Source organism: Candidatus Binatia bacterium (assembly GCA_026415395.1).
In the GTDB taxonomy this organism is placed as follows: domain Bacteria; phylum Desulfobacterota; class Binatia; order HRBIN30; family HRBIN30; genus HRBIN30.
In genome coordinates this window covers 207,082-231,801 of sequence record JAOAHD010000002.1, presented here as the reverse complement: position 1 = coordinate 231,801, position 24,720 = coordinate 207,082, and the positions used below count along the sequence as shown (strand labels likewise).

The 24,720-nt window shown below is 61.1% G+C and carries 18 protein-coding genes; 14 read left to right on the top strand and 4 right to left on the bottom strand.

The features are described from left to right. Positions 1-33 precede the first annotated feature (33 nt). The 5 genes from N3C12_01520 (at position 34) to N3C12_01500 (ending at position 4,155) form a co-directional block, all read left to right on the top strand. Complete coding sequence (locus tag N3C12_01520; GenBank protein ID MCX8071118.1) at positions 34-1,275, top strand: sugar ABC transporter substrate-binding protein; 1,242 nt, start codon at positions 34-36, stop codon at positions 1,273-1,275. 15 nt (positions 1,276-1,290) lie between these two features. Further along, positions 1,291-2,181 (top strand): sugar ABC transporter permease, encoded by an 891-nt coding sequence (locus N3C12_01515; GenBank protein ID MCX8071117.1) that lies wholly within the window; start codon positions 1,291-1,293, stop codon positions 2,179-2,181. Further along, positions 2,181-3,035 (top strand): carbohydrate ABC transporter permease, encoded by an 855-nt coding sequence (locus N3C12_01510; protein MCX8071116.1) that lies wholly within the window; start codon positions 2,181-2,183, stop codon positions 3,033-3,035. Before N3C12_01515 ends, N3C12_01510 begins: the two co-directional genes overlap by 1 nt. Before the next feature lie 74 nt (positions 3,036-3,109). After that, positions 3,110-3,586 (top strand): SsrA-binding protein SmpB, encoded by a 477-nt coding sequence (gene smpB, locus N3C12_01505; GenBank protein MCX8071115.1) that lies wholly within the window; start codon positions 3,110-3,112, stop codon positions 3,584-3,586. Beyond that, on the top strand, positions 3,583-4,155 hold the full coding sequence (locus tag N3C12_01500) for a methylated-DNA--[protein]-cysteine S-methyltransferase (protein MCX8071114.1): 573 nt from the start codon (positions 3,583-3,585) through the stop codon (positions 4,153-4,155). Before smpB ends, N3C12_01500 begins: the two co-directional genes overlap by 4 nt. Here the strand turns inward: N3C12_01500 and xerD are convergent. From xerD to mutS, 3 genes are all read right to left on the bottom strand, one after another. Continuing rightward, the gene (gene xerD, locus N3C12_01495) at positions 4,140-5,123 is read right to left on the bottom strand and encodes a site-specific tyrosine recombinase XerD (GenBank protein ID MCX8071113.1); all 984 of its coding nucleotides are present in this window, start codon (positions 5,121-5,123) and stop codon (positions 4,140-4,142) included. The genes N3C12_01500 and xerD overlap by 16 nt on opposite strands. Further along, a complete protein-coding gene (glnD, locus tag N3C12_01490; GenBank protein ID MCX8071112.1) occupies positions 5,074-7,782 on the bottom strand; it encodes a [protein-PII] uridylyltransferase in 2,709 nt (902 codons plus the stop codon). Before glnD ends, xerD begins: the two co-directional genes overlap by 50 nt. 298 nt (positions 7,783-8,080) lie before the next feature. Further along, positions 8,081-10,684 (bottom strand): DNA mismatch repair protein MutS, encoded by a 2,604-nt coding sequence (mutS, locus tag N3C12_01485; protein MCX8071111.1) that lies wholly within the window; start codon positions 10,682-10,684, stop codon positions 8,081-8,083. A gap of 142 nt (positions 10,685-10,826) precedes the next feature. Between mutS and N3C12_01480 the strand changes: the two genes are divergently transcribed. From N3C12_01480 to N3C12_01450, 7 genes are all read left to right on the top strand, one after another. Then, a complete protein-coding gene (locus tag N3C12_01480; GenBank protein ID MCX8071110.1) occupies positions 10,827-11,972 on the top strand; it encodes a hypothetical protein in 1,146 nt (381 codons plus the stop codon). Positions 11,973-11,995: 23 nt separating this feature from the next. Continuing rightward, the gene (locus N3C12_01475) at positions 11,996-13,066 is read left to right on the top strand and encodes a phosphotransferase family protein (GenBank protein ID MCX8071109.1); all 1,071 of its coding nucleotides are present in this window, start codon (positions 11,996-11,998) and stop codon (positions 13,064-13,066) included. Positions 13,067-13,123: 57 nt separating this feature from the next. Then, complete coding sequence (locus N3C12_01470) at positions 13,124-14,584, top strand: aldehyde dehydrogenase (GenBank protein ID MCX8071108.1); 1,461 nt, start codon at positions 13,124-13,126, stop codon at positions 14,582-14,584. 200 nt (positions 14,585-14,784) lie between these two features. Further along, positions 14,785-16,449, top strand: coding sequence for a ribonuclease J (locus N3C12_01465; protein ID MCX8071107.1), 1,665 nt, complete (start codon positions 14,785-14,787; stop codon positions 16,447-16,449). 1 nt (position 16,450) lies between these two features. Next, positions 16,451-18,703, top strand: coding sequence for a DNA translocase FtsK 4TM domain-containing protein (locus N3C12_01460; GenBank protein MCX8071106.1), 2,253 nt, complete (start codon positions 16,451-16,453; stop codon positions 18,701-18,703). Further along, positions 18,700-19,380 carry an outer membrane lipoprotein carrier protein LolA gene (locus N3C12_01455; protein ID MCX8071105.1) on the top strand — a complete coding sequence of 227 codons (681 nt, stop codon included), beginning with the start codon at positions 18,700-18,702 and terminating at the stop codon, positions 19,378-19,380. The genes N3C12_01460 and N3C12_01455 overlap by 4 nt, the downstream gene beginning before the upstream one ends. Positions 19,381-19,394: 14 nt before the next feature. Beyond that, positions 19,395-19,880, top strand: coding sequence for a YajQ family cyclic di-GMP-binding protein (locus tag N3C12_01450; GenBank protein MCX8071104.1), 486 nt, complete (start codon positions 19,395-19,397; stop codon positions 19,878-19,880). A gap of 93 nt (positions 19,881-19,973) precedes the next feature. Here N3C12_01450 and N3C12_01445 read toward each other — a convergent pair whose 3' ends face one another. Further along, the gene (locus tag N3C12_01445) at positions 19,974-22,310 is read right to left on the bottom strand and encodes a hypothetical protein (protein ID MCX8071103.1); all 2,337 of its coding nucleotides are present in this window, start codon (positions 22,308-22,310) and stop codon (positions 19,974-19,976) included. A 753-nt stretch (positions 22,311-23,063) separates the two neighbouring features. Between N3C12_01445 and N3C12_01440 the strand changes: the two genes are divergently transcribed. Both N3C12_01440 and N3C12_01435 read left to right on the top strand, forming a co-directional pair. Continuing rightward, complete coding sequence (locus N3C12_01440; GenBank protein ID MCX8071102.1) at positions 23,064-23,516, top strand: NERD domain-containing protein; 453 nt, start codon at positions 23,064-23,066, stop codon at positions 23,514-23,516. Positions 23,517-23,584: 68 nt separating this feature from the next. Beyond that, positions 23,585-24,304: a hypothetical protein gene (locus tag N3C12_01435; GenBank protein MCX8071101.1), complete on the top strand. Its 720-nt coding sequence runs from the start codon at positions 23,585-23,587 to the stop codon at positions 24,302-24,304. The last annotated feature ends 416 nt before the right edge of the window (positions 24,305-24,720 follow it).

Sequence of the window (24,720 nt, the reverse complement as noted above, 5' to 3'; positions counted from 1 at the left end):
GCGCGATTGCCACCAGCGCGAGGTTGGGTGTGGATGTTGAGCACGGCAGCATTCGCGGTTCTCACCGGTTGCCAAGGCACGGCGGAAAGCGCACCGGCGCTCAAGGTTTGGGCAATGGGCAAGGAGGCCGAATACTTGTTCCAAACCGTCGATGGCCAACGCGTTGCGGGGCATCGTGTCGAAGTCCAACGGATTCCCTGGAGCGCGGCGCACGAGAAACTCTTGACCGCGTACGTAGCGGGCACGCTGCCCGACGTGATCCAGCTCGGTAGCACCTGGATTCCCGAATTCGTCGCGGTGGGCGCTCTGGCTTGCCAAAACGAGGCCAAGGCAGAGCTGGTCAGAGATTTCTTCCCGGGAGCCATAGAATCCAGCCGCAGCGGCGGTGCCTGGTGTGCAACGCCGTGGTATGTCGACACCCGAGTGCTGTTCTACCGCCGGGATCTGCTGACTCGGGCTGGTTTTGCCGATCCACCACGGACTTGGGAAGAGTGGCGCCAGGCGATGGCGCGCATCCGCGAGCTCGGCCCCGACCACTACGGCCTGCTCGCCCCGCTCGACGAGTGGCAGCTCCTGGTTGCCCTCGCATTCCAAGCCGGCGCCGACTTACTGCGCGAGCACGATACGCGGGGAAACTTCCGCAGCGCAGCATTTCGGCGAGCGCTCTCTTTTTACGTGTCGCTCTTCCACGATGGCTTTGCCCCGTTTCAGGGGCCCGCTCAGGTGGCAAACGTGTACCAGGATTTCGCTGCCGGCTTGTTCACGTTTTACGTAACCGGGCCGTGGAATCTCGGCGAGTTTCGCCGTCGCCTTCCCCCGGGGCTGCAAGAGCACTGGGCAACGGCTGTGCTGCCCACGCCCGAGCTCGGGAGGCCGTCGGTGTCGGTCATGGGCGGGGCGAGCCTGGCGATCACCAAGTCCTGCACCAAGCCGGAGGCTGCACAACAAGTCATCGACTTCTTGCTCAGCACCGACGAACAAGTGCGCCTGCATCGAGCTACTGGGGACCTACCGGCAAGACGGAGCGCCTGGAAGCTGCTCGGAGGCAACGACGCCGAGCGTTTGCTGGCCTTTCGACTCCAGCTCGAGCACGCGCGAAGCACACCGCCCATTCCTGAATGGGAGCGGATCGCAGGCTTACTCGTTCGCTACACCGAGCTCGTCGTTCGGGGCCATTTGACTATCGATACCGCGCTGACCCAGCTCGACGAAGAGACCGATCGCGTGCTGGCAAAACGCCGCTGGCTGTTGCAACGCTCGGCAACGGCGCCTTAAGAACTCGGTTGCGACATGCGACGCGCGCTCGACCTCACCGCCTGGCTCTTTCTTGCTCCAGCACTGACCGCCATTGTTGCCTTCTTTGTCGTTCCCGTGCTCGCTGGCTTGTTCCTCAGCTTTACCGACTTCGACATCTACACACTCGCGCATTGGCGGAACTTGCGGTGGATTGGCCTGGAACAGTACCGCACCCTGCTCGCTGACCCGTTGTTCTGGCAAGCACTCAAGAACACGCTCGTGTTCGTCGTTGCCGGGGGCAGCCTCACGGTGCTCGTTGCCCTCGCTGCTGCACTCGCCGTTTCCGCAGCCGCTCGAGCGCTGCAAGCAGTATTTCGAACCGTGTTCTTTCTTCCGGTGGTCACCACGCTGGTTGCCGCAGCGGTGGTTTGGCGTGCCTGGTACCACCCGCGCGTGGGTTTGGTGAACTTCACCCTCAATTCGCTGGGCTTGCCAGCGGTGGACTGGCTTGGCGATCCGCGCTGGGCGATGCCGGCCATCATTTTCTTCTCTGTGTGGAAGAACTTCGGGTTCCACATGGTCATCTTCGTTGCGGCACTGCAAAGCATTCCGCAGCGGCTGTACGAGGCTGCAGCCGTCGATGGTGCCAACCGCCGGCAGCAGTTTGTGCACGTAACGCTTCCGCTTTTGCGGCCGGCCCTGTCGTTCGTGGCACTGATCACCATGATAGGATCCTTCCAATTGTTCGCGGAACCTTATGTGATGACCCAAGGAGGCCCGGCGAACGCCACACTGAGCTTGGTGTTGCTGATGTATCGCAACGGATTCCAGTGGTGGAATGTCGGCTACGGCGCGGCAGTTGCGTGGGTGTTGTTCGCCCTGCTCGTGACCGTCACCGCGCTGCTGACACGACTACGAGCCCAAAGGGGGTGGGGTTTGTCGTGATGCGCCTGCAATGGAAAGCAGCTCTCGTACTTCTTGCACAGAAAGGGCACCGCTTGCTCCTCCATGCGCTTCTCCTTGTTGCCGCCGCGCTCACACTCGCGCCGCTTGTGTGGATGTGCGTGGCGTCGCTCATGCCAGCCGGCGAGGCCAGCCAGCTTCCGCCACGGTGGTGGCCCAGCCGGGTCACTGCGGAACATTACCGGACCCTGTTCGCTTCGCTCCACCTGGGCCGCAACTTTTTCAACAGTTTCTTCCTCGCCACGGCCGCAACCGGACTTTCCTTGTTTTGCAATTCGCTCGCTGGTTACGCACTCGCAAAGCTCCGCTTCGTCGGCCGCGATCGGGTCTTCCTGTTCCTGCTCGCACTGCTCGTGGTGCCTGCGCAAGTTGGCATGCTGCCCCTGTTCCTCATCCTGCGTTCCTTTGGCTGGATCGACACGTACTGGGGCGTACTCGTGCCGAGTCTAGCGAGCGTTTTCGGCATTTTCCTTGTGCGCCAATACGCTCAGTCGATCCCGGATGGCTTGCTCGACGCCGCGAGGGTCGACGGGGCCAGCGAACTGCGGGTGTTTTGGTCGGTGGGGCTACCGCTCTGCCGCCCCATTCTCGTGACCCTCGGTGTGTTCACGTTCCTAGGGACTTGGAACGACTTTTTGTGGCCACTGATCGTGCTCAGTGACGCCAAGAAGCAAACACTGCCGGTCGCGCTGGCAAGTTTAGCCGCGGAGCACATTCAAGAGACGGAGTTGATGATGGCCAGCGCTGTGCTCACAATGCTTCCGGCTGTGGCGCTGTTTCTTGCCGTGCAACGTGCCTATGTCGCAGGCATCGTCAGCGGCGCACTCAAGTTCTGAGGATGCAGGTGCCATGGAACCCGCGCCTTGGCACGGCCAGCAGGAGACAACTCGAAACCGATGACAGAGGCAGCATGAGCGAGAAAAAGGATAAGGGGCAAGTGCGGGATGCGGTGGTGAACCGTCGTGCCCGCCACGATTACCACATTGAGGAAACCATCGAAGCCGGCTTGGTGCTCACGGGCAGCGAAGTGAAATCGCTGCGTGCGGGCAAAGGGCAACTCAAAGACAGTTATGCCCGAGTGAAGAACGGCGAGGTGTGGCTGCTGCAGTCGCACATCAGTGAATATGCGCCGGCAGCTCGCTTCGGGCACGACCCCACAAGACCGCGCAAGCTCCTGCTGCACAAACGGGAAATCGCGCGTCTAGCGGGCAAAGTTCGTGAAAAGGGACTCACGTTAATTCCGCTGCGCATTTACTTCAAAAACGGCCGCGCCAAGGTGGAGCTGGGTCTTGCACGGGGGAAGAAGCTTTACGACAAGCGCGCAGCGCTGCGGGAGCGCGACGCGCAGCGAGAAATCGAGCGGGCCATGCGGGGAGGGAAATCGTGAGACCGGGCCACCGTTTCGAAACGCCGGCTCTGGTAAGCCCAAACCAAGAGAGCGGGTTTGTGCTTTGTTCGGTGCCGACGAATCTCGGTAGGTTCGTTCTCATCGTCGACGAAACGGAGCACGTCCACCTTGCCTTTTGGGACGAGCAGAGGACAATTGCAGAACGGCACTGGCAGCGTTGGTATCAAGGCGTTCCGTGGCCAAAGCGGGGGCGGTGCGCACCCGTCGAGCGAGCCATCTGCGCTTACTTCCGCGGCACCATCGACAGCCTTCACGCCTTGCAGGCAAGCCCTCGAGGAACGGAGTTCCAGCGCCGGGTTTGGGCGCTTCTCCAAAAAATCCCAACGGGAAGGCCGGTCAGTTACGGAACGCTAGCTCGGTGGGTGAAACGACCCACAGCACAGCGCGCTGTCGGTAGGGCCGTCGGCAGCAACCCGGTGGCGCTCGTTCTCCCCTGCCATCGAGTAATTGCCGCTGATGGAAACCTCGGCGGCTATGCCGGCGGCGTGCAAAGGAAACAGTGGCTTTTAATGCACGAGAGCCGCCACGCCGTTCAACCCCGCGGGTGATACTTGCGGTGCACGGAGCGCAGGTGTTCCAACGCGACATGGGTGTAAATTTGCGTCGTGCTGATGTCGGCGTGGCCGAGCATGCCTTGCACGGCGCGCAAATCCGCCCCGCGCTCCACCAAATGCGTGGCAAATGAATGCCGCAACATGTGGGGACTGAGTTTGCCCGTGAGGCCAGCACGGCGCGCAAGCCGTTCCAGCCGCCGAGCCACATGGCGGCGGCGTAGTGGCCGTCCCCGCCGACTGACGAACAGGAACGCACTGGGCCTACTTCCCACGAGGTGGGGGCGCACTTCGCGCAAGTAGGTTTGCAGCCGTTCGCGGGCGTACTGGCCGATGGGCACGACGCGCTGCTTGCCCCCCTTCCCGCTGACCACCACGAAACCAGCTTCCAGGTTGACCTGCGGCAAGCGCAAGTTCACCGCTTCGGACACGCGCAAACCCGCCGCATACACGAGTTCCACCAGAGTCTTGTCCCGCCGGGTCAACAAATCGTCGCCAGGATCGTCGCGTAATAAATCGAGGATTTCTTCCGGCGACCGGCTGCGCGGTAGGGTTCGCGGCAGTCGGGGTGGGTGAACGTCCTCCGCTGGGTTTTGTGCAAGCAGGCCCTCCAAAACCAAAAAGCGGCAAAAGCTCCGAACAGCCGACAGACGCCGCGCCCGCGTCCGCGCGCTCAGCTGCCGTTGGTGCAACGATTGGAGGAAGCTCGAGATGTCCGCCGCCACTAGTTGCCCGGGCTCCGCAGTTTGGCGGAGCATCATGTGGGCAACGAAGTCTCGCAAATCGCGCGAATATGCGTCAAGCGTGTGCTGTGAAGCGCCGCGCTCGAGAGCCAAGTGCGCCAAGAAGCGATCGATAGCCAAATGCCAATCGGAACTCTTCGCCTCTTCTTTTGTACTCACCGTCCTAAGCCCGTTACGCGCCACCCGCAGCAGCAACCGCCGCTCCGTTCGCCTCGCCGCCATTCTCCGCCAGCCGCTCGTAAAGCACGGTGCGGACATGTTCGATTCGCTCCGGATCCAGAATCTTCTGGCCGGTGCTGTCGGTGACGTAAAACACATCCAGCACCTGGTCCACGTTCGTCGTGATCTTCGCCAGGTGGATCGAGAGGCCGAGGTGGTACAGCGTGTTCGTGATCGTGAACAGCAAGCCCACGCGGTCATGCGTGTACACATCGAGCACCGTGTAGTGCTCGGACACTTGGTTATCGACCTCGATTTGCGTCGGGACCTTCGGCGTATACCGGCGCGCCAAACGCAACTGCGGGCGTGCTCGTGCCACCAGCTCCTCCACGTCGAGCGTGCCCTGCAACACCCGGCGCAGGTTCGCCTCGACCCGCTCCCACCGTTCGGGCGCCAATACAGTGTCCGGATTCTCGCCGTGGGAGATTCGGAATACATCGACGGCCACGCCACCTGCACTCGTGTGAATGTTGGCGGTGAGGATGTTCATCCCTTCGGCCAGCAACACGCCGGTGATCATCGAAAAGAGGCCGGGGCGATCAGCGGTCACCACCGTCCACTCGCTAAAAGCGCGCTCGCGGAAGTGTCGCACCGAGCACACCACCTCGCCATCGTGGTAGTCACGGTACAGTTCCAAATGGTGCAAAATGGTCTCTTCAGCCGTCGACAGGAAGTACCGATCCGGCATGCCTCTCAAGAATCGCTCGCGGATCACCTCGGGAACGGTGCTGGCAGCCGCTACCCGCTCGCGCACGCGAGCCGCTCGCTCGCGGTAATCTTCCTCGATGAAAGCCTCGCGCTCGAACACCTCTGCTGTTCGGAGATACAGCTCGGCAAGCAGCATGTCGTGCCAACTGTTCCAGATTTTCGGGCCGACTGCGCGCATGTCTGCAAAGGTGAGAAGGTAGAGACGCTTGAGGTTATCCAGCGTTTCCACCCGGCGTGCGAAATCAATAATGAGCCGCGGGTCGTGAATATCCCGCCGTTGGGCCAGGTGCGCCATGTTCAAGTGTTGGGCCACCAGGAACTTCACTTGGGCAGCCTCGTCGGGGTTCAAGCGCAAGCGAGCGGCGATGCCGTCGCACATCGCAGCTCCTCGTTCCGAATGGCCCCCACCCCGGCCCTTACCGATGTCATGCAGCAGCATGCCGAGGAGGAGCAAGTCCACGCGATCGATGTCCCGCATCACGTGGGTGAGCAAGGGCACCGAGTCGCGATACTTGCCTGCCCGTAGCCACTCGAGTTCTTGAACCGCGCGGAGCGAATGCTCGTCGACGGTGTAAATGTGATACACGTCGTGCAAGACCATACAGGTCAAGGCACCAAATTCGGGCAGGAACGCACCCAAAACACCTGCCTGATGCATTTCTCGCAAAGTTTCCGCCACGTTCTTTCCGCGCAGAATCTGGAAAAAGGCTTCCACGGTGCTCGGGTGGCTTCGCCACTGATCGTCGAGCAAGTGGAGGTGTTCGCGCAAAACCCGCTTGGTGGCCCTGGAGATCTTCACTTCATGTCTTTGCGCATCCAGAAAGACACGCACCAAATTACTCGGGTCCGCCTGCAGCATCTCCGGGCCGGTGATGCTCAACAAACCTTGCGCAATCGTCACGCCAGGGCGGATCCGCCGAATCCGCGGCCGGAAAAACGACAGGTACGACCGCGGCTGCCGCACGCAGCGTTCAATCATGTCGGCCGCAAAGCGGTCCAACGTCGTCGCCGCCATATAGTAGGCCCGCATGAAGTACTCGACCCCTTTCATCTGCGGGGTATCCTCGAAGCCCAACAAGGCCGCAATCCGTTCTTGGTATTCGAAGGTGAGTTGATCTTGGTGGCCCCGAGCGAGAAAGTGCAGCGAGTTGCGCACGCGGAAGAGGAAGTCGCGCGCGCTCTCGACCTCCGCTCGTTCGCGCTCGGTCAAAATCCCCTTTTGCACCAACTCACCGAGGCGGTTCGTCTTGTACTTCACTTTGGCCAGCCACAGCGCTGCATGTAACTCGCGGAGACCTCCCTGCCCCTCTTTGATTTGCGGCTCCAAGAGGTAGACGGAGTCGCCATAACGATGGTGGCGCACCGTAATTTCCGCGAGAACGTTTTCGAAAAAGCGTTCCACGTCGCGGTTCAACACCTCTTTCTCCATACGCGCGGCAAACTCCTCGTACAGGGGCCGATCTCCGCACACGAGTCGGGCATCGAGCAATGCGGTTTTGACCTTGAAATCGCTCGCCGCAAGCCGCAGGCATTCACGCACGTTGCGCAACGCATTTCCCACGGTCAGGCGGGCATCCCACAGCGTGTAGAGAATGCGCTCCGCCACGTACTCGATAAATGGCTCGCTCTTGTGCGGGTACAAAAACAGCAGGTCCAAGTCAGAGTAGGGGTTGAGTTCGCCGCGACCATACCCTCCTTGAGCGACCAGGCAAAACGACTGGTTCAACAAAGGAAACCGCTGCTGCGCCTCGTTGGCCGAGGCATCGAACAGGACTTGGATCAGCCCATCCACTGCTGCCGTGTACGCTTGCACAACGGCTGCGCCGCTCGCTCCTTCGCAGTGCCAGGTGAACAAGCGCTCCCTGGTTGTCTCGAGATATTCCCGAGCGGCGCGGCCCCAGTCGCCCTCCAACGAGAGCGTCACCATGGGCGAAGCCGCGGCGCCCGAACTCATCGTCTCGCTCCGATCCATCATGCTGCGCGTGGCCCTTTCTTCCCTCTATCGTTTTCGAGCCGGGTGTGCGCAAGAGTCGGGAGGGGCAAGCGTACACAGAACCACATCGAGCGCGATGTAACATCCGCACGCCGTTGAGATCTTACGCTCGCGGCGAGCAGCTACCGCGGTTTCGCTCGCTCAGGAGCGGGCAAACGCACGGCGCCCTTAATCGCGAAGCCTGCGAGCGACTCCCTGGGCTACAAGCATGGTCCCTCGGTTGCCTGGGGAAAAGTTTGCGGACGGGGTGTCGACAAGTTCAGTCGGAACGACGGGCTCGCTCCACCAGTGCGTGCAGCCGCAACATCGCCTCGATTGGCGTCAAGCGCTCCACGTCGATTTGCGCAAGCTCTTCGCGCCAACGGTCCGGTGGAGGCGCAAACAGCGTCATTTGCAACTCCCGGCCAGCACTCCCCTTGCCCCGAGCCAGGCGCGGCCTGCCGGCGGCATCGAGTTCTCCCTGTTCCAAGTTACTCAGTATCTCTTTGGCCCGCTCGACAACCGCGTCCGGCACCCCAGCCAAGCGCGCCACTTCGATGCCATAACTGCGCGAGGCTGCACCTGGCACCACACGGCGCAAGAAGATTACTTCGCCCTTCCACTCGCGTACGGCCACCGAAAAATTGCTGATCCGCGGGTGCAAACGGGCCAGATCCGTCAACTCGTGGTAGTGCGTAGCAAACAAGACCAAGGGCCGCTGGGAAGACTCGTGCAAGAACTCAGCGACCGCCCACGCAATGGAAATACCATCGAAGGTGCTGGTCCCGCGGCCGATCTCATCCAACACCACCAGGCTCCGTGGCGTTAGATGGCGGAGAATACCGGCCGTTTCCTTCATCTCGACCATGAAGGTCGACTCCCCTTCGGCGAGATTGTCGGAAGCACCGACGCGCGTGAAGAGACGATCGACAATGCCGATTTCCGCCTCCGACGCGGGAACAAAACTGCCCATCTGGGCCAGCAACACAATCAAGGCGACCTGGCGGAGGTACGTCGACTTGCCCGCCATGTTCGGTCCCGTGAGGGTCACGATTTGCGTCTCGTCTGGATCGAGCATGGTATCGTTCGGCACAAAGCCCGCGCGGCCGCTCATGGCTTCCACAACCGGATGGCGACCATCCCGGATTCGGATCGAGCGCCCTTGATGGAGCCGCGGCCGCACGTACCCATGCCGTTCGGCCACCGCAGCTAAGGCACACAGCACATCCAGTGTCGCCAAGGCCCCGGCCGAACGCGCCAATCGTTCCTGGGCTGCAGCCGCTTCGTCGACCAGTTGTGCAAAGATCTGCGCTTCGTGCGCACGCAAGCGTTCCTCCGCTCCGAGGATGCGGTGTTCGTAATCCTGCAGCTCCGGAGTGACGAATCGTTCCGCGTTGGCTGTGGTTTGCTTGCGCTGGTACTCGGAAGGAACCAAATGCAGGTTCGGCTTAGTGACTTCGATGTAATAGCCGAACACGTTGTTGTACCGGACTTTGAGCGAGGCGATCCCCGTGCGTGCGCGTTCGCGGCTTTCGAGTTCAGCCAAAATTTGCCGTCCGCTCTGCGCTAGGTTTCGAAGTTCATCGATCAGTTGGTCGAACCCGGGTCGAATCACCGGTCCCTGATGGAGTTGCTGCGGCGGTTCCTCCACGATCGCTTGTTCCAAACGCGCCCGTAACTCGGTCATCGGATCGATCTGTTCCCCGCACTGGCGCAGCAAAAGGCTCCGGCTCTGATGCAATTCCGACTTGAGTTGCTCGACGCGCTGCAAGGCGCGCCGCAGGTGAGCAAGGTCGCGCGGGCTGACCCGACGCACAGCCAGACGCGCGTTAAGCCGCTCCAGGTCTCCCAGGCTCGCCAGCTCTCGTTCGAGATCCCGACGCCACGTTCCCTTGTCGAGGAGCTCTTCCACTGCGTCGAGCCGTGCGCCGATTTGCCTGAGGTCCGTAAGCGGCGCTAGCAGCCAGCGGCGTAGAAGCCGGCTCCCCATGGCAGTATGGGTCTGGTCCAGCACCCACAAGAGCGAGCCGCGAGCCTCACCGCGCAAATTCGTGACGAGTTCCAAGTTCCGCTGGGTGGCCCGATCGAGGTACAGCACCGCAGGCAGCTCTCCCGACGCCGGCGGTCGTAAGTGCCCAAGTTCGGAACGATGAGTCTTTCGCAAGTAAGAAAGGAGCGCTCCCAGTGGTGCGAGAAATTCCCTGTGCCACGAAGAAAGGTCGGCGGCATGCTGCACCAACCAAGTTGCAGCTTGCTGCGGGTCGAAAGTGCTTTCGGCCTCGCGGCTTACTAGGGCTCTCGGCAGCCGGCCGCTGAGCTCTTGCGCGAACTCGGAGTGAGCTTCGGACAGCAGAACTTCCCGCGGATCCAAACGAAAGAGAACATCCCACAGCCCTGCCCGGTCCGCGGCGCGGAAGCATTGCATTTCGCCCGTCGAGACATCGGCGGCGATCACTGCCGCACCGCCTGCCGCGTCGAGGCTCAGGGCGACCAAGTAATTCGGTAGCCGCGGCTCGAGGCATTCCTCTTCCGTGACGGTGCCCGGAGTGACCACCCGCACCACGGCGCGCTCGACCAAGCCCTTCGCCGTGGCCGGGTCTTCCATTTGCTCGCAAATGGCCACCTTAAACCCAGCGGCGAGCAGCTTGGCGATGTAGCTTTGTGCAGCGAAGTGCGGAACGCCGCACATGGGAATCGGCACTTCATCCTTGCGGCTCCGGGTGGTCAGAGCCACGTCGAGGATCGGGGCAGCACGTTCCGCATCGTCGAAAAACAGCTCGTAAAAATCCCCTAAGCGAAAAAACAGCAAGGCATCCGGATACTCTGCCTTCAGCCGCAGATACTGCTCCATCATCGGCGTGAGCTTAGGCTGAGCACGCTCCATAAGTTCCCCGATAATGGCAGCAGTGGCGGAAAGCGGCAACGCAGTCGCGCAACTCGCTCGCGCGGCAACGGCGATGGCCTCGCCCCCGGAGGAGCCCTGCCCCTCTTGCCAGTCCACGTCACCGTGTGATTGATTCAGCCCCATGGTTAACGAGCGTTCGCCCCTCTCAGCATTCGACGACTATCCCGTGCACCAAATTCCCGAAGTCGTCCGGCATGTGGGCACGAGCGACCGCAACTTTTACGACCGGTATTATTTCAACCTACACGCCTGCGACGATTCGCTGTTTGTGATCTTCGGCATGGGGCAGTACCCGAACCTGGCGGTGCAGGATGCATTCGTCTGCGCCACCGTGGCGGGCAAGTACCACGTGGTTCGCGCCTCCCGGATCTTGGGCGACCGGATGGACACTACGGTGGGCCCGTTCCGAATCGAGGTACAGGAACCGTTAAAGCGGCTCCGCGTGGCCGTGGATCCGGGGGACTACACCATCGCTTGCGATCTGCAATGGATCGCCCACACACCAGCTTATCTGGAGCCGCGCCAATTCATTCGGAAGTACGGGCGCGTGCTGTTCGATACACAACGGTTTGCGCAAACTGGTTTCTGGACCGGTTGGCTTCGCGTCGGGGAGCGAGAGTTCCGGGTCACGGCCGATCGCTATTGGGGCACACGGGACCGCTCATGGGGCGTGCGACCAGTTGGCGAAGCAGAGCATCCCGGAATCCGCCAGAACGAAGGACAGCTCACGGGCCTGTGGAATTATGCGCCCATGCAGTTTGCCGATTTCGCCATTCTCTACATGGTCAATGAAAACGACGACGGGCAGCGGCCGCTGGAGGAAGCTGTGCGCATTTGGGCGGATCCACAACGCGCACCTGAGCCCTTAGGCAGGCCGGATCACCGCCACAGCCTCATTCCTGGCACCAGGCTGGTCCGCGCTTCGCGCCTTCTCTTTCCAGAAGCGCCCGAAGGTCCGCTGGAAATCGAAGTGACTCCTTTACTCAATGCCTTTGTGGCCATCGGAACAGGCTACGGGATGGAGCCAGATTGGCGGCACGGCATGTATCAGGGCCCTCTCGTCGTGCAGGGTTTCGAACGGGCGGTGGAAGAAATCGCCTCCTACGGGCAGTACGGGCTCGTGGATCAAGTTGCCCGCTTCACGACCAACCGCGGCGAAGTCGGATACGGTCTCCATGAATTTGGTTTTTGGGGGCCGTTCCGCCGTTATGGCTTGCAGGACGCTTTTTCCGGTGCCCCGCCAGAGGCGACAACTCACACCGAGTAGGCAGGGAATGTTGGAGGACTGGGATGCCCGCTCCAAGGCGAGATCTCTCGGTTGTGCAAGCTGCGTTAACGGACTGGCTCCGGCCTAAGTTTCCACAGTGGCCGTCGCTTTCGGTTGCCAACCTACGCGGCCCCACGGAAACTGGCTACTCGAGCGACACCTTACTCTTCGACGTCTTGGACTCGAGCAACCCGCCCGCAGCACGTACGCTCGTTGCTAAGCTGCATCCACAGGGCCTTACAGTTTTCCCGAAGTATGACTTGGAGCAACAATATCGATTGCTTGCTTTCCTCGGGCGCTTTCCTGATGTGCGTGTGCCAAAGGTGTTGTGGCTGGAGACGGACGAGCGCATCCTCGGTGGGCCGTTTTACGTGATGGAGTTCGTGGAAGGGCGGGTACCGAGCGACAATCCCCCATACCACACTACCGGTTGGCTGCTCGAGCTAACGGATCAAGAGAGGCGGCAGTTATGGGAATCGGGAATCGCCAGCATGGCTGCGGTTCATCGGATACCTTGGCAGGAGCTTGCTGGCACCGTGTTTAGAGAGACGCCGCCGGGGAAAACCTATCTCGAGCTACAACTGGAAGACTACAAGGAGTTCATTGACTGGGGCTTGGAGCGAGATCGCTACCCGTTGCTCGCTCGAGCCGAAGCATGGCTCAGGGAGCACCGCCCGAGCGAGGAACAAGTCGCTCTCTGCTGGGGCGATGCGCGCTTCGGCAATCAGTTGTTTCATAAAGGGCACTGTGTTGCGCTGCTCGACTGGGAAATGGCGCGCCTGGGCGACCCGGTGCAGGACGTCGCTTGGTGGTGGGCCATCGATCGCTGCTTTAGCGAAGGCCTGGGACTACCGAGACTGAGTGGCTTACCGGAGCGTGCGGAAACCATTTCCCTGTGGGAGGAACACTCGGGATTTTCTGCTCAGCACTTCGACTACTATGAGGTCCTTGCATTGTACAAGTTTACCGCAATCATGGCTCGGGTGATTCGCCAGCTTTGCCATTACGAAGTATTCCCCGCGGATACGACGATGGACCGCGAGAACCTCGCTTCCGTGGTGCTCGAGCGCGAACTCGCCTCACGCGGTGCGTAGGCGTGGACATCCCCTCGCGCCACACTACACTCACGATTTGGAGGACTTGGGAACATGCTGCAGAGTTTCGATCGATTGTTCATCGGCGGCCAGTGGGTAGAGCCAGCAGGCAGAGAGACGATTGCCGTCATCTCGCCCCACACCGAGGAAGTGATTGCGCGCGTCCCGGCAGCGGAGAAAGCAGATATCGACCGAGCCGTTGCGGCGGCCCGTGCAGCGTTCGACCGCGGCGAGTGGCCACGGATGAGCGCCCGTGAGCGGGCCAACTTCATGGAGCGGCTGTTACGCCTACTGCAAGAAAACCAGGAAGCCCTTGCCCAACTCATCACGCAAGAAATGGGTTCGCCCATTAGCTTCTCCCGCCTCGGTCAAACCTTGGCCAGTAACATGGTGTTGGAGTTTTACGTCGGCCTTGCCCGCAGTTTTGCGTTCGAGGAGCTGCGCGAGGGGATGATGGGTCCGGTGGTCGTGCGCCGCGAGCCTGTGGGCGTTGCTGCTTGTATCGTCCCTTGGAACGTTCCGTTGTTCACCACGATGCTGAAGCTTGCCCCTGCTCTCGCTGCCGGAGCCACGGTGGTGCTCAAGCCCGCGCCGGAAACTCCGGTGGACGGGCTGGTGTTGGCAGAATTGATCCAGCAGGCCGAATTCCCACCCGGGGTTGTGAACGTCGTTCCCGCAGGGCGCGAGGTTGGGGAATACCTGGTTTGCCATCCCGGGGTGGACAAGGTCGCGTTCACCGGGAGTACCGCGGCCGGTCGGCGCATTGCCTCACTTTGTGGAGAGCGGCTGAAACGTTGCACGCTCGAACTCGGCGGCAAATCGGCGGCAATTATTCTCGACGACGCAGATCTTTCGCAGACGGTTGCCGGACTCGTCCCCGCCATCTTGATGAACAATGGCCAAGCCTGTGTGGCCCAAACGCGCGTCCTTGCTTCTAAGCGGCGTTACGCGGAGGTGGTCGACGCACTGGCGCAAGCATTTCAGGCGGTGCCTGTGGGCGACCCGCTCGATCCGGCAACCGTGGTCGGGCCGCTTGTGTCTGCGTGCCAGCGCGACCGGGTGGAAGGATACATCCGCGTAGGGAAGGAAGAGGGCGCGCAAATTGTCTGCGGTGGAGGGCGGCCCAAAGGATTATCGCAGGGTTGGTACGTGGAGCCGACTGTGTTCGCTCAGGTCAACAACCGGATGCGCATTGCGCAGGAAGAAATTTTCGGTCCGGTGGTGGCGGTGATTCCCTACGAAACTGAGGAAGAGGCAATTCGCATTGCCAACGACTCCGACTACGGCCTCTCGGGTACGGTGTGGACCAGTGATGTTCAGCACGGTGTTGATATCGCTCGTCAGGTGCGCACCGGCACCTACACGGTGAACGGCTTTGCCCTCGAGTTTCGTGCGCCCTTCGGTGGTTTCAAAGCCAGCGGAATCGGCCGAGAGCTCGGCCCCGAAGGCCTCCTCGGGTACCTCGAAGCGAAGTCCATCAGCGTTCCTTACGGAACACAGGTGAATTTGCGCAACTAACCTCCTGTGCGTGCTGGCCGAGCGGTGCCAGCGGCAAGAAATTACGTTTGCCGAGCGCCCTGAATCAGAGTATGAAGCCGTTGCCGTACGGGGACAATGATTCAATTCGTTCCTGCGAAGCCCTGTGAGGGTGAGTGGTTGAGGGGTGGCAACGGTGATTCCGGCCCGAGCCGTGACCCCACGGTTATGGGGTTGAAAGCATGACGGGAAGCGCGTCCGGCACCTTGCGCATCGTTCCTCTGGGAGGCCTGGGGGAGATCGGGCTCAACTGTTTGGTGCTCGAATGGAACGGCTACGCCATTGCGATCGACTGCGGCGTGATGTTCCCCGAGCCCCACATGTTGGGCATCGATCTGGTCATTCCCGACCTTTCGTACCTGGAACAGTTTGGTGACCGCTTCCTCGGCTTTGTGTTGACCCACGGGCACGAAGACCACCAAGGAGCCCTGCCGTTTGCGTTGCGGACTTTCTCTGTGCCGGTTTACGCCACACCGATGGCTCACGGACTGGTGAGCGAGCGGCTCAAGGAGCACGGAATCGGGGCCGAGTTTCATGTCTTTCGGGCGGGTGATTCCTGGCAGCTCGGTCCGTTTGGCATCGAAGCAATTCACGTAACCCACTCGCTGGTCGACACCGTTGCGCTTGCCATTCGCACTCCGCTGGGCGTGGTCATGCACAGCGGGGATTTCAAGTTCGACCAAACCCCGATTGACGGAAAGCCCTCGGATCTCCACCGGTTGGGCCAGTACGGCCAGGAAGGCGTTCTTTTGCTCTTGTCCGACTCGACAAACGCCGAACGGCCTGGATACACGCCGTCGGAGCGTTCGCTCCGTGAGCCTTTGGCCGACATCTTTGCCCACACGTCCGGCAAGGTGTTTTTCTCCACGTTCGCCTCGCACATCCACCGGCTGAAACATGCAATCGAATTGTCGTTGGCGCACGACCGCCGAATTGCAGTGGTGGGCAGAAGCCTACTGAACTCGCTCAAAATTGCGACCCAACTCGGTTACCTCGAGTATCCCCCGTCCTTGTTTCTCGATCCCAGCGACCTGCCGAGGGACGCGATCAACCGCGTCACCGTCCTCACCACGGGCAGTCAGGGCGAACCGATGTCCGCGTTGATTCGTATCGCCGAGGGGGGCCACCCACAAATTGCCATCGATCCCGGCGACGCGGTGGTACTCTCCTCGCGCGTCATCCCGGGGAACGAAAAGCAAATCGGCAATCTCATTAACCACGCCTTACGTCGAGGCGCCGAGGTGTTTCACTCACAAAGCACCCCGGTGCACGTGTCGGGGCACGGCAGCCAGGAGGAGCTCAAACTTTTCCTTGCCCTGTGCAAACCGAAGTTTTTCGTGCCCATCCACGGCGAGTTTCGTCACCTCCTGGCTCATCGTCGCCTAGCGATCGAGGTTGGCGTCCCCGCCGACCATACGTTTCTCCTCGAGAACGGGAAGGTTCTCGAGATCGATGCTCAAGGTGCGCGCCAGGTACAGCCCGTAAAGGCTGGCCGAGTATTCGTGGACGGCAAGGGGGTCGGCGATGCGATGGATGTCGTCCTGCGGGACCGCCGGCACCTTTCGTCCGACGGAATCGTGCTTGCTGTGCTGGCGCTCGACCAGCAGACCGGAAACGTGATTGCTGGGCCGGACTTGCTGTCGCGCGGATTTCTTCCCGATACGGGTGCAGAGCCCGTGCTCGAGCAGGCACGCGGGCTTGTGCTCGAAAGTTTGGCCGAGTTGCCAACGGAGTCTCGTACCGACCCGCAAGAGGTGAAAGAGCAGGTGCGCCGCGTGTTGCGCCGGTATTTCGCGCGCATCCTCGACCGCCGGCCGGTGATCGTTCCCTTCGTTCTGGAGATGTAACATGGCGCTCGTTGGTACGAAGCCCTCCCAGCGCGCGAGCTCCGACCTGATCGATTCCCAGTACGTCAACGAGATCGCCGGCTTGATCACGATCGCTGCCGCACTGTTCACATTGGCGAGCTTTACTTCGTACCACTTGGGGCTCGAAGCCACGTGGGGTGGGGTTCTGGGCAACACGCTAGCGCGCGCGCTCGTGCGCCTATTCGGCTATGCGGTTTATGTAATTCCCCTCGGCCTCGCCGTCCTGGCCGTGCGCTTCTTTCGGGGCGGATTGCACGACTTCACGCTCCCGCGACTGGGCGCTTGGCTCCTCGTGCTGGTTTTGGTCTCGGGCATGCTCGGCCTGCTCGATCCCACTGGCACGAAAGGAGTTGCCGGCTGGTTTGGCGGGTTCCTCGGAACCTTGCTGTTGAACTGGTGCGGCCTCGTTGGCGCTTGGCTCGGGCTTACAATCACGGTGCTCACGGCCCTGAGTTACATCTCTGGAACAACCCCCTTGCGCTTACTCATCCGGCGCAACCCATCCCGCCCCCGGATCCGTGCAACAGCAGCTCCCGCTCCCTCCACCGAGCCGCACGCACGCCCCGGCTGGCTTTGGCGCAAGCCCGAGCCGGAGAACGAGGGTCCAATTATCACCTTACCCGAGCCGGAGGAGGAAGCACCGAAACGGAAGCGCCAAAACGCCCAACGCTCTCTCCCACTGGTTGCAAGCGATGAGTACCGACTGCCGCCAATCTCCTTACTCGAGAAGCCGGCAAGCTCGGACCGCCTCCAGTTGGACGAGGAGTTGCTTCGCCGCAGTGCCGAAATTCTCGAAACAAAACTCGCTCATTTCGGCATCGAGGCGCAGGTGGTGGCTGTGGTGCCTGGTCCGGTAATCACCACCTTCGAGATCCAGTTGGCGCCGGGCATCAAGGTCAACCGCATCCTGGCGTTGCAAGACGATTTATCCATGGCGCTGCGCTCTCCGGTACGCATTATCGCGCCGGTACCAGGCAAATCCGTGGTCGGGATCGAAGTCGCCAATCAGAAGCGCGAGCGCGTGTATTTGAGCGAGATCATCGGCAGCGACGCCTTCCAGGAGGCGCCGTCTGTGCTCACGCTAGCTTTGGGCAAAGATAGTTCAGGCACACCCCGTGTGGAAGACCTCGCTCGCATGCCTCATTTGCTCATCGCGGGAGCGACGGGCACAGGAAAATCGGTGTTCCTCAACGCGTTGATCATGAGCATCCTGAGCAAAGCGTCGCCGCGCGATGTCCGCTTCGTCATGATCGACCTCAAGATGCTCGAGCTCCCACTCTATGAAGGTTTGCCGCACCAGCTCGTTCCGGTGGTGACCGACACCAAGACCGCGCTCGTTGTGCTGAACAACCTCTGCCGCGAAATGGATCGCCGCTACTCGCTGCTGAAAGACAAGGGCGTTCGGAACATCGATGCGTACAACGCCTTGCTTGCACGCGAAGTGGACGACGGTGTCATCGACCTTGGAGACGAAGATATCGCAATTCTAGAAGAGGACGCAGAGGACGTCGTGCAGGGAAGCGGCGCTGACAGCGAGGAATGGGTGCGCTCCGACTTCCAGCACGAACACATGCCCAAAATCGTGGTCATTATCGATGAACTTGCTGATCTCATGATGACTTCCGGCCGCAACGTGGAAGCGCCCATCATCCGATTGGCGCAAAAGGCTCGGGCTTGCGGAATGCACCTGATTGTTGCCACACAGCGCCCATCGGTAGACGTGATCACCGGCCTCATCAAAGCGAACTTCCCCGCGAGAATTTCTTTCCAAGTCGCATCCCGGATCGACTCGCGTACGATTCTCGACTCCATGGGGGCCGAGCGACTGCTTGGGGAGGGAGACATGCTGTTCCTGCAACCCGGTCGCGCGATGGAGCGGCTGCACGGGGCCTTTGTTGCGGAGAAAGAAATCCACCGCGTGGTCGAATTTGCCAAACGGCAAGCCGAGCCAGAGTATGCGTTCAGCCTGTTGGAAAACACCGCGGCGGAGGAGGTCTCCGGAAATCTCACGGGTGAGGCGGACGGTGTCGACAACGACGAACTTTACGACCAAGCGGTGCGCATCGTCACAGAAACCCGGATCGCGTCGATCTCTTACTTGCAGCGCCGGCTGCGAATTGGTTACAACCGGGCCGCGCGCCTCATCGAGCGGATGGAGCACGAAGGCATTGTCAGCCGGAGTGAGAACGGGCGTCCGCGCGAGGTGCTTGCACCACCACCCCCGGAACCATGAAGTCACCCTTAAAGCCCTGGCTGCTCTTTGCTGCCGTAGCCTTGGGCGTTGCCCACTCGAGTCGGACGGTTGGCGAGTCTACGCCAGAACAGGCGGGCGTCGGAGCCATCGTGGCTCGAGTACAAGAGCGTTACGACGCGACGCGGGACCTCACTGCGGACGTCACGCAAGAAACGGTCTTGACCCGTCTGAACAAGCGGGTAACGGCCAGCGGCACGGTGGCGTTTCGTAAACCCGGCAAGATGCGCTGGGAGCTGACCAACGGCCAAAAGGAAGTCATCGTGAGCGATGGACAAACGTTGTGGATTTACCGCCCCGAAGACCAACAAGTGATTCGCATACGGTTTGCGCAAGCGTTTCGTTCGAACATGCCGGTGTCGTTCCTCACGGGTGTGGGGAGAATTGCGGAAGACTTCATCCCAAGCCTAGAACCTGCTGCGGGCACCCATCTTCGCTTACGCTTAGTGCCCAAACGGGGCGATGCGGATGTTGGCGTATTGTGGCTCGACGTGGACCCAACGACTTACGATATCGTTGGCGCGGAGGTGAAGGATCCGCTCGGCAACACGAGCAAGCTAACGTTGCAGAACATCAAGCGGAACACAGGCCTCAGTGATGGCGTGTTCCAATTCGAGGTGCCGCCGGGGGTTGATGTGTTGGATGCTCCTCAAGGCTAGCACGGGAGGTTTTCATGCCGTCGTTTGACGTTGTCTCCCAAGTCGATTTGCAAGAAGTCGACAATGCCGTGAATCAAGCCCGCAAGGAGGTCGGCCAGCGGTATGACTTCAAAGACACCCAGACCGACATCCTTTGGGACAAGAAGACGATTACCATCGTTTCGGCGAACGACTTCAAGGTGAAGGCGGTGGTCGACATTCTTCAATCCAAGCTCGCGCGCCGGGGTGTACCCCTAAAGGCCTTGAAGTATGGCCCCATTGAACCGGCCGCTGGAGGTCGGGCCCGACAAACGATCGAAATCCAACAAGGGATCGATGCCGAGCATGCGCGTCACATCGTCAAGACCATCAAGGACAGCAAGCTCAAGGTGCAGGCGCAAATTCAAGCGGATCAAGTGCGTGTGACCGGTAAAAAGAAGGACGACTTACAAGCGGTTATTCGCTTGTTGCGGGAACAGGATTTCAGCATTCCCCTGCAGTTCGTGAACTTCCGGGATTAGCGGCAGCCATAGGGTCTCCGAGGGCTCGTTGGCGCATGCCACGCTCCCAAATGAACCCCCGGGCCGCTACCACCACCCGCTTCGCCGTTCGGGCTACCGGCACCACCCTACCCAACCAGCTCGGCGAATTTTTGCAGAGCCGGAAACCAAGACCGTCTTACCAAACAACCCACCCTCGACCCGCGCCCGTCGCCGCACGATAATGCGGTCGCCACCAATCAAGGTGCCCGGCAAGTAGGCCGAGTCGCCGATTGTTGTCCTTCCGTTCACAACGAGCACCACCTGGTTGGGTTCAAGGCCGTCCAACACGAATTTCGCTCGGCGACCCATCCGCAACTGGTTCTGCACACGAATCACGACATCCTCGGTAGACGCGCTGCCAACCAGTTCCACCGCGCCAGTCGACCCGATTTTAAGGTCATCGAAATCCGCCACCACCGTTCCCCCACCCAGTTGCCCTGAGGCAGGGATCCGCAGCGTTTTTCGCGCCTTCACTTTCGTGGCGCCGAACATGGCCCCGCTGTTATTGGGCAACGTGACGAGCAGCTCCCGCGCCTCGAAGGTCTTCGTCCGCGCCTCTGCACACGCACGGACTTCCTCAGTAGAATCGGAACTGTCCGCCCCCAAGAACTCGCCGATCGCGGCATTTTGCGCGCCCACCACGGCTCCGCCTCGAGTGACAACGGCCCCCAGAACGTGCGTGCGCTTGCCGAAAGACAACGCATTGCCACTGGTGAGTAGGCCGACCAAATCTCCCAAAATGCGCGAACTCCCTGCCAAGTGAGCAGCACCCGTGCAAACATGCCCGCCCACCAGTGCCCGCCGGCTCAGCAGGGTCACAAAACTCCCTATTTCGTCGGAGGGAACCCATCGGAGGATGGCGTATTGCCCCGTCGAGGGCTCGCTGCGGCATACACCAACGCCATCACAGTAGTCTCCCTCGGTGCAGTCCAAGCCGTCTTCGCATAGCGTACCAGCGGGATCGAGCTGGCACGTGGCATTGCAGCAGTCTCCGTTATCGTTGTTTCCGTCATCGCATTCCTCTCCCGGATCGAGGTCTCCGTTACCACAGGGGTTCGGAGTCGACGTGGGCGTAAAAGTGAACGTGCGCGTGGGGGGGACGCTGGTCGCGGTTGGTGTCGCCGTGCCAGTGAATGACGGAGGCGGCGCTGTAAATGTGGGAGTTGCAGGTACCGAGGTTGCGGTGGCTGAGACGCTCGGAGTGGCCGTTAACGGAGTCACTTGCGAGGCGACCGGAATTGGTGTCAACGTCTCGGCGAAGGTCGGGGTAGGGCTTGCAGGGGTGGCTGTGGGGCTCGTCGGTGTGGGGCTCGGGAAATCGAAGCCACAACTCGCCGGTCTTCGCGCAGGGTGAAACACAGCGTTTAGGTACATCCGGCGCCCGTTGATGCTCTCGATGGACGAGCCCGAATAATCGTGTCCCGCTAAGTAGAAAACCAGCGAGCCAGCTTCGCTTCCGAGCTTGCTGACGCTCGCCTTAAATCGACCCGCCCCCGCACCTCTGTACTCTATGTGGGCGTGCCCACCGTTTTGAAAGCTCGATCCCTGGGCCAGCGCATAACGCGGTGTTGCCCCACCTTGATCGTGCAAGTCACCGACAAACTGACTGAAGGCTAAATCCGGGACGAGGTAATTGAACCCCGTTTTAGAATTTCCAGGCTTTACCACGCCGTTCGTGGTTTGAAACCTACCGTACGTGGGGTGGTTCTCGTAACTTTCAATGGCTTTGCACTGGGCAAGCACGTTTCCCCCGGACGCAAGGAAGTCGCGCACCGCAGCAACCACCGTGGCCCAGTTCGGATCGCCCGATCCGTCATAATGAGGCTCGGTCACAATTGTTGCGCACAAATTCGCATTGAGTTGCGCACTCGTCGTGGGCCGGGCCAGCACCGCATAATCCTCTCCGGCAACAAAGCCAGCAGCCAAGAGAATTGCGGTGTGCACCGAGGCGTTATTGTCGTCGTTGGCCACAAACACAAACGCGCGCTGGCGCAATGTGTATCTCACGTCCGCCTCGACCGCTTGAGTGAGCCGGTACACGGCAACGTTGTTTCCATAACCCATTGCGACATCGAGCGCCGCCGCGGCAAAGCCAGTCTCAACAACAAACGGGCCTCCACGGAATTCCGTGAGCCCTGCGGCCTGCGCACTGGGCAGCACCCGCTCCGCCTGCCCGGAAAAGTCGACCCCGTCCTTTGCCTTGCCGGTTCGGATCACCCATTTCACAGGGATCTGCGCCTTCAACAGCCGCTGCACCAACCCATATGCTTTCAAATTGAATGGTGCACCCATGTTCTGCTTGTCGTTATCCATGGGGATCACGAGCGATCCGGCCGGAATCGTTTCGATGTTCGGAGAGGCCGGCGGCAAGTCCCCGGCAAACGAACTCCTCCACGCCCCGCACAACATCACGGCTCCGGCGATCGAGCACAGCAGAGTGCGAGTTCTCCACTTCCCCCGATCGTGGCGCCAATGACTACCCGGGGCTACCAACTTCTGCGACCCTTCCCTCGCCGCGCTCGTAAGCGAAGCGCGCGACCGAAAACGTTTGCCACTGATCCAGCGACCTAGACGTCTCGGCGGTAGGAGAGGATCCTTCCTCACCCCTCCGCCCTCTTGGCTAAAGCGAGCCCCGGCGGGGACGCCACGTAAGAAATGCCACCCAAGCATTATCAATTTCGCCTCCTTAGCTAGCTCCGCCTACCACTACCCCACCACCCGGAAACCCCACTTACGCCACAGCGGATGCCGGTGTCAACAAAAAAAACGCGGCAAGCTACAAAGAGAATCACACGGGAAACCGCAGGGCGGCGAACACCGGAGCGGCCGAATCAGCCCAGGGAGCCACGCTGGGAGAAAATCGCTCGTAATAGAAGAGCGGATCGCTACCGATCGCTTCCGGAGGACGCCGCCCGACCGCAGGCGAAGCAACTTTCCGGCGTTCACCAGCGCTAGTGTCTGCCCGTCCACGACGGTGTCTTGCCCAACAGCACAACTCAGGGGTAAAGGCTTGCCGTTCCAAACCGCGAGAATTTTTGGGGAGAACGCAGCGAATGCACTGGGTAGGGGACGACGCCGGCGTTCTGAATACCGAAACACCCCCGACGCGTGGCCCCGATCGGTCAATGCGGCTTTGCGAGCTGCGCATGCGGAGGAAGTAAGATGCGGGTGACCTTAGTTCCGTGCGACCCGGCTGCCAACGCAAGCGAGAGCCGCGCCTTCGAATTCTTGAAGACTCGCCTGCAGTCGCAAGCCGGCAACGGTTGCTGGTTCCTACTGAGCAATCTCACGTTTTCCGTGAATCATCAGGCATTGGCTGAGGAGATCGACCTGGTCGCCATCGGTCCACCCGGCGTGCGCGTGGTGGAGATCAAGCACTGGTCAGTCGCGTGGATGGAAAACAACCCGCGCGACATCGAAACGGAAGCACAGGAGCTCAACGCCAAGGCACGCAAGCTGGCGACAACGCTCCGGCGCACCGTTCCTGAGCTACCACTTGTAGAGCCGGTATTTTTGCTGACTCGCGAGCAGCCGAAAGGACGCATCGACAAGATCCGGCCCGTTCTCGGCGTGCCGTTCTTTACTCTCCCGCAGTGGTCTGAACTGTACTGTTAGGCTGCGCTGCGCCAGCACGCTTGTCCGAGGCACAACTGACCCGCCTCGCTCGCCTGCTCGAGCCCCGCATGCGCACGGCCATCGACGACGTCCTCCCGCGCCTGGCAGGCTATGTCGACCTGCGCCTCATTAGTCCGCGTAACGACCGCTTCGTGCGCATTTATCGCGCCCGTCATCCTGCGCGGCGGGACCGCGTGATGTTGTACCTGTACGACCTCTCCGCACATGATGACGATCGTGCCGAGACCCTTGCCCGTCGGGAATTCGAGGCCCTCCACCGCTTGCAAACCTATCGCTGGGCACCCCGCATCCTCGACTCCTTCCAGCCTGTGCCGGGTTATCACGGAGAGATGTTCTTTTTCACGATTGTCGATCCAGACGCTCCGAGTCTGCGCGAGCGGTCCACCGATACCACTTGGGCAGTGCGAGAGCTCATCGCCTTTGCCGTGCGCGCTCTCGCCGCCTTGCGCGAGCTGCACGCGACAAAGGATGGCGGCGCCCCGACCCTGCATCGCAACCTGTCGCCGAACACCATTCTGGTGCGCCATGACAACACGCCGCTGCTGACCGGCATGCACCTTGCCCGCATTCCCGGAGACGAAACCATCGCAACCGCCGTCCAACCTGAACAACTCGACCCGACCACAACTGCCCCGAGGTGCTGGCGCGCGGGCTCACGGCGGCGACCACTTCTTCCGACTTGTACGCCCTTTGTGCCTCGCTGCAAATGCTGTTTGCTGGTCGGAGCGAAGCTGAAAGCGCGCAGGCGCACGCCATACTTGCCCTAGGCTTGGCCGAGGAGCCAGAGCAACGGGCCCCGATCGACGCTGTGGAGCGTGAGCTCGCGCTACTTGGAGGAGACCAAGTGTCCTCACCTCCGGCGCCGCCCGCGCGGTTTTGGGCCGAAGGGCAACTCGTACCGTTTGCGGGCCGCACGTACCGCATCATCAATCGCCTCGGCTCCGGCGGTGTCGGGGCTGCATTCAAAGTGGTGGAGGTAGGCGAGAGCCCCCACGAGGAGCGCGGCAACCTACGTTGCCAAGGTGGCGTACGACGGCGAAAGCGGCCGCCGGGCGTTGCGCGCATACGAGCTTGCCCGCTCTCACCTCCGGCACACTGGGCTCTCGACAATTTTCGAAGTGGCTCGAGAGTGGCGGGAAAACGAATTCCTCGCCGTCATGTCTTGGGTTCCAGGAAGCCCCCC

What these genes read in the sequence shown, in the direction of transcription:
- glnD (MCX8071112.1), bottom strand. Translation starts at nt 7,782, where the DNA reads ATGAGTTCGGGCGCCGCGGCTTCGCCCATGGTGACGCTCTCGTTGGAG.
- smpB (MCX8071115.1), top strand. Translation starts at nt 3,110, where the DNA reads ATGAGCGAGAAAAAGGATAAGGGGCAAGTGCGGGATGCGGTGGTGAAC.
- N3C12_01510 (MCX8071116.1), top strand. Translation starts at nt 2,181, where the DNA reads ATGCGCCTGCAATGGAAAGCAGCTCTCGTACTTCTTGCACAGAAAGGG.
- N3C12_01440 (MCX8071102.1), top strand. Translation starts at nt 23,064, where the DNA reads ATGCGGGTGACCTTAGTTCCGTGCGACCCGGCTGCCAACGCAAGCGAG.
- N3C12_01465 (MCX8071107.1), top strand. Translation starts at nt 14,785, where the DNA reads ATGACGGGAAGCGCGTCCGGCACCTTGCGCATCGTTCCTCTGGGAGGC.
- N3C12_01515 (MCX8071117.1), top strand. Translation starts at nt 1,291, where the DNA reads ATGCGACGCGCGCTCGACCTCACCGCCTGGCTCTTTCTTGCTCCAGCA.
- N3C12_01455 (MCX8071105.1), top strand. Translation starts at nt 18,700, where the DNA reads ATGAAGTCACCCTTAAAGCCCTGGCTGCTCTTTGCTGCCGTAGCCTTG.
- N3C12_01460 (MCX8071106.1), top strand. Translation starts at nt 16,451, where the DNA reads ATGGCGCTCGTTGGTACGAAGCCCTCCCAGCGCGCGAGCTCCGACCTG.
- N3C12_01520 (MCX8071118.1), top strand. Translation starts at nt 34, where the DNA reads ATGTTGAGCACGGCAGCATTCGCGGTTCTCACCGGTTGCCAAGGCACG.
- N3C12_01475 (MCX8071109.1), top strand. Translation starts at nt 11,996, where the DNA reads ATGCCCGCTCCAAGGCGAGATCTCTCGGTTGTGCAAGCTGCGTTAACG.
- N3C12_01435 (MCX8071101.1), top strand. Translation starts at nt 23,585, where the DNA reads ATGCGCACGGCCATCGACGACGTCCTCCCGCGCCTGGCAGGCTATGTC.
- N3C12_01480 (MCX8071110.1), top strand. Translation starts at nt 10,827, where the DNA reads ATGGTTAACGAGCGTTCGCCCCTCTCAGCATTCGACGACTATCCCGTG.
- xerD (MCX8071113.1), bottom strand. Translation starts at nt 5,123, where the DNA reads ATGGCGGCGAGGCGAACGGAGCGGCGGTTGCTGCTGCGGGTGGCGCGT.
- N3C12_01450 (MCX8071104.1), top strand. Translation starts at nt 19,395, where the DNA reads ATGCCGTCGTTTGACGTTGTCTCCCAAGTCGATTTGCAAGAAGTCGAC.
- N3C12_01445 (MCX8071103.1), bottom strand. Translation starts at nt 22,310, where the DNA reads ATGTTGTGCGGGGCGTGGAGGAGTTCGTTTGCCGGGGACTTGCCGCCG.
- mutS (MCX8071111.1), bottom strand. Translation starts at nt 10,684, where the DNA reads ATGGAGCGTGCTCAGCCTAAGCTCACGCCGATGATGGAGCAGTATCTG.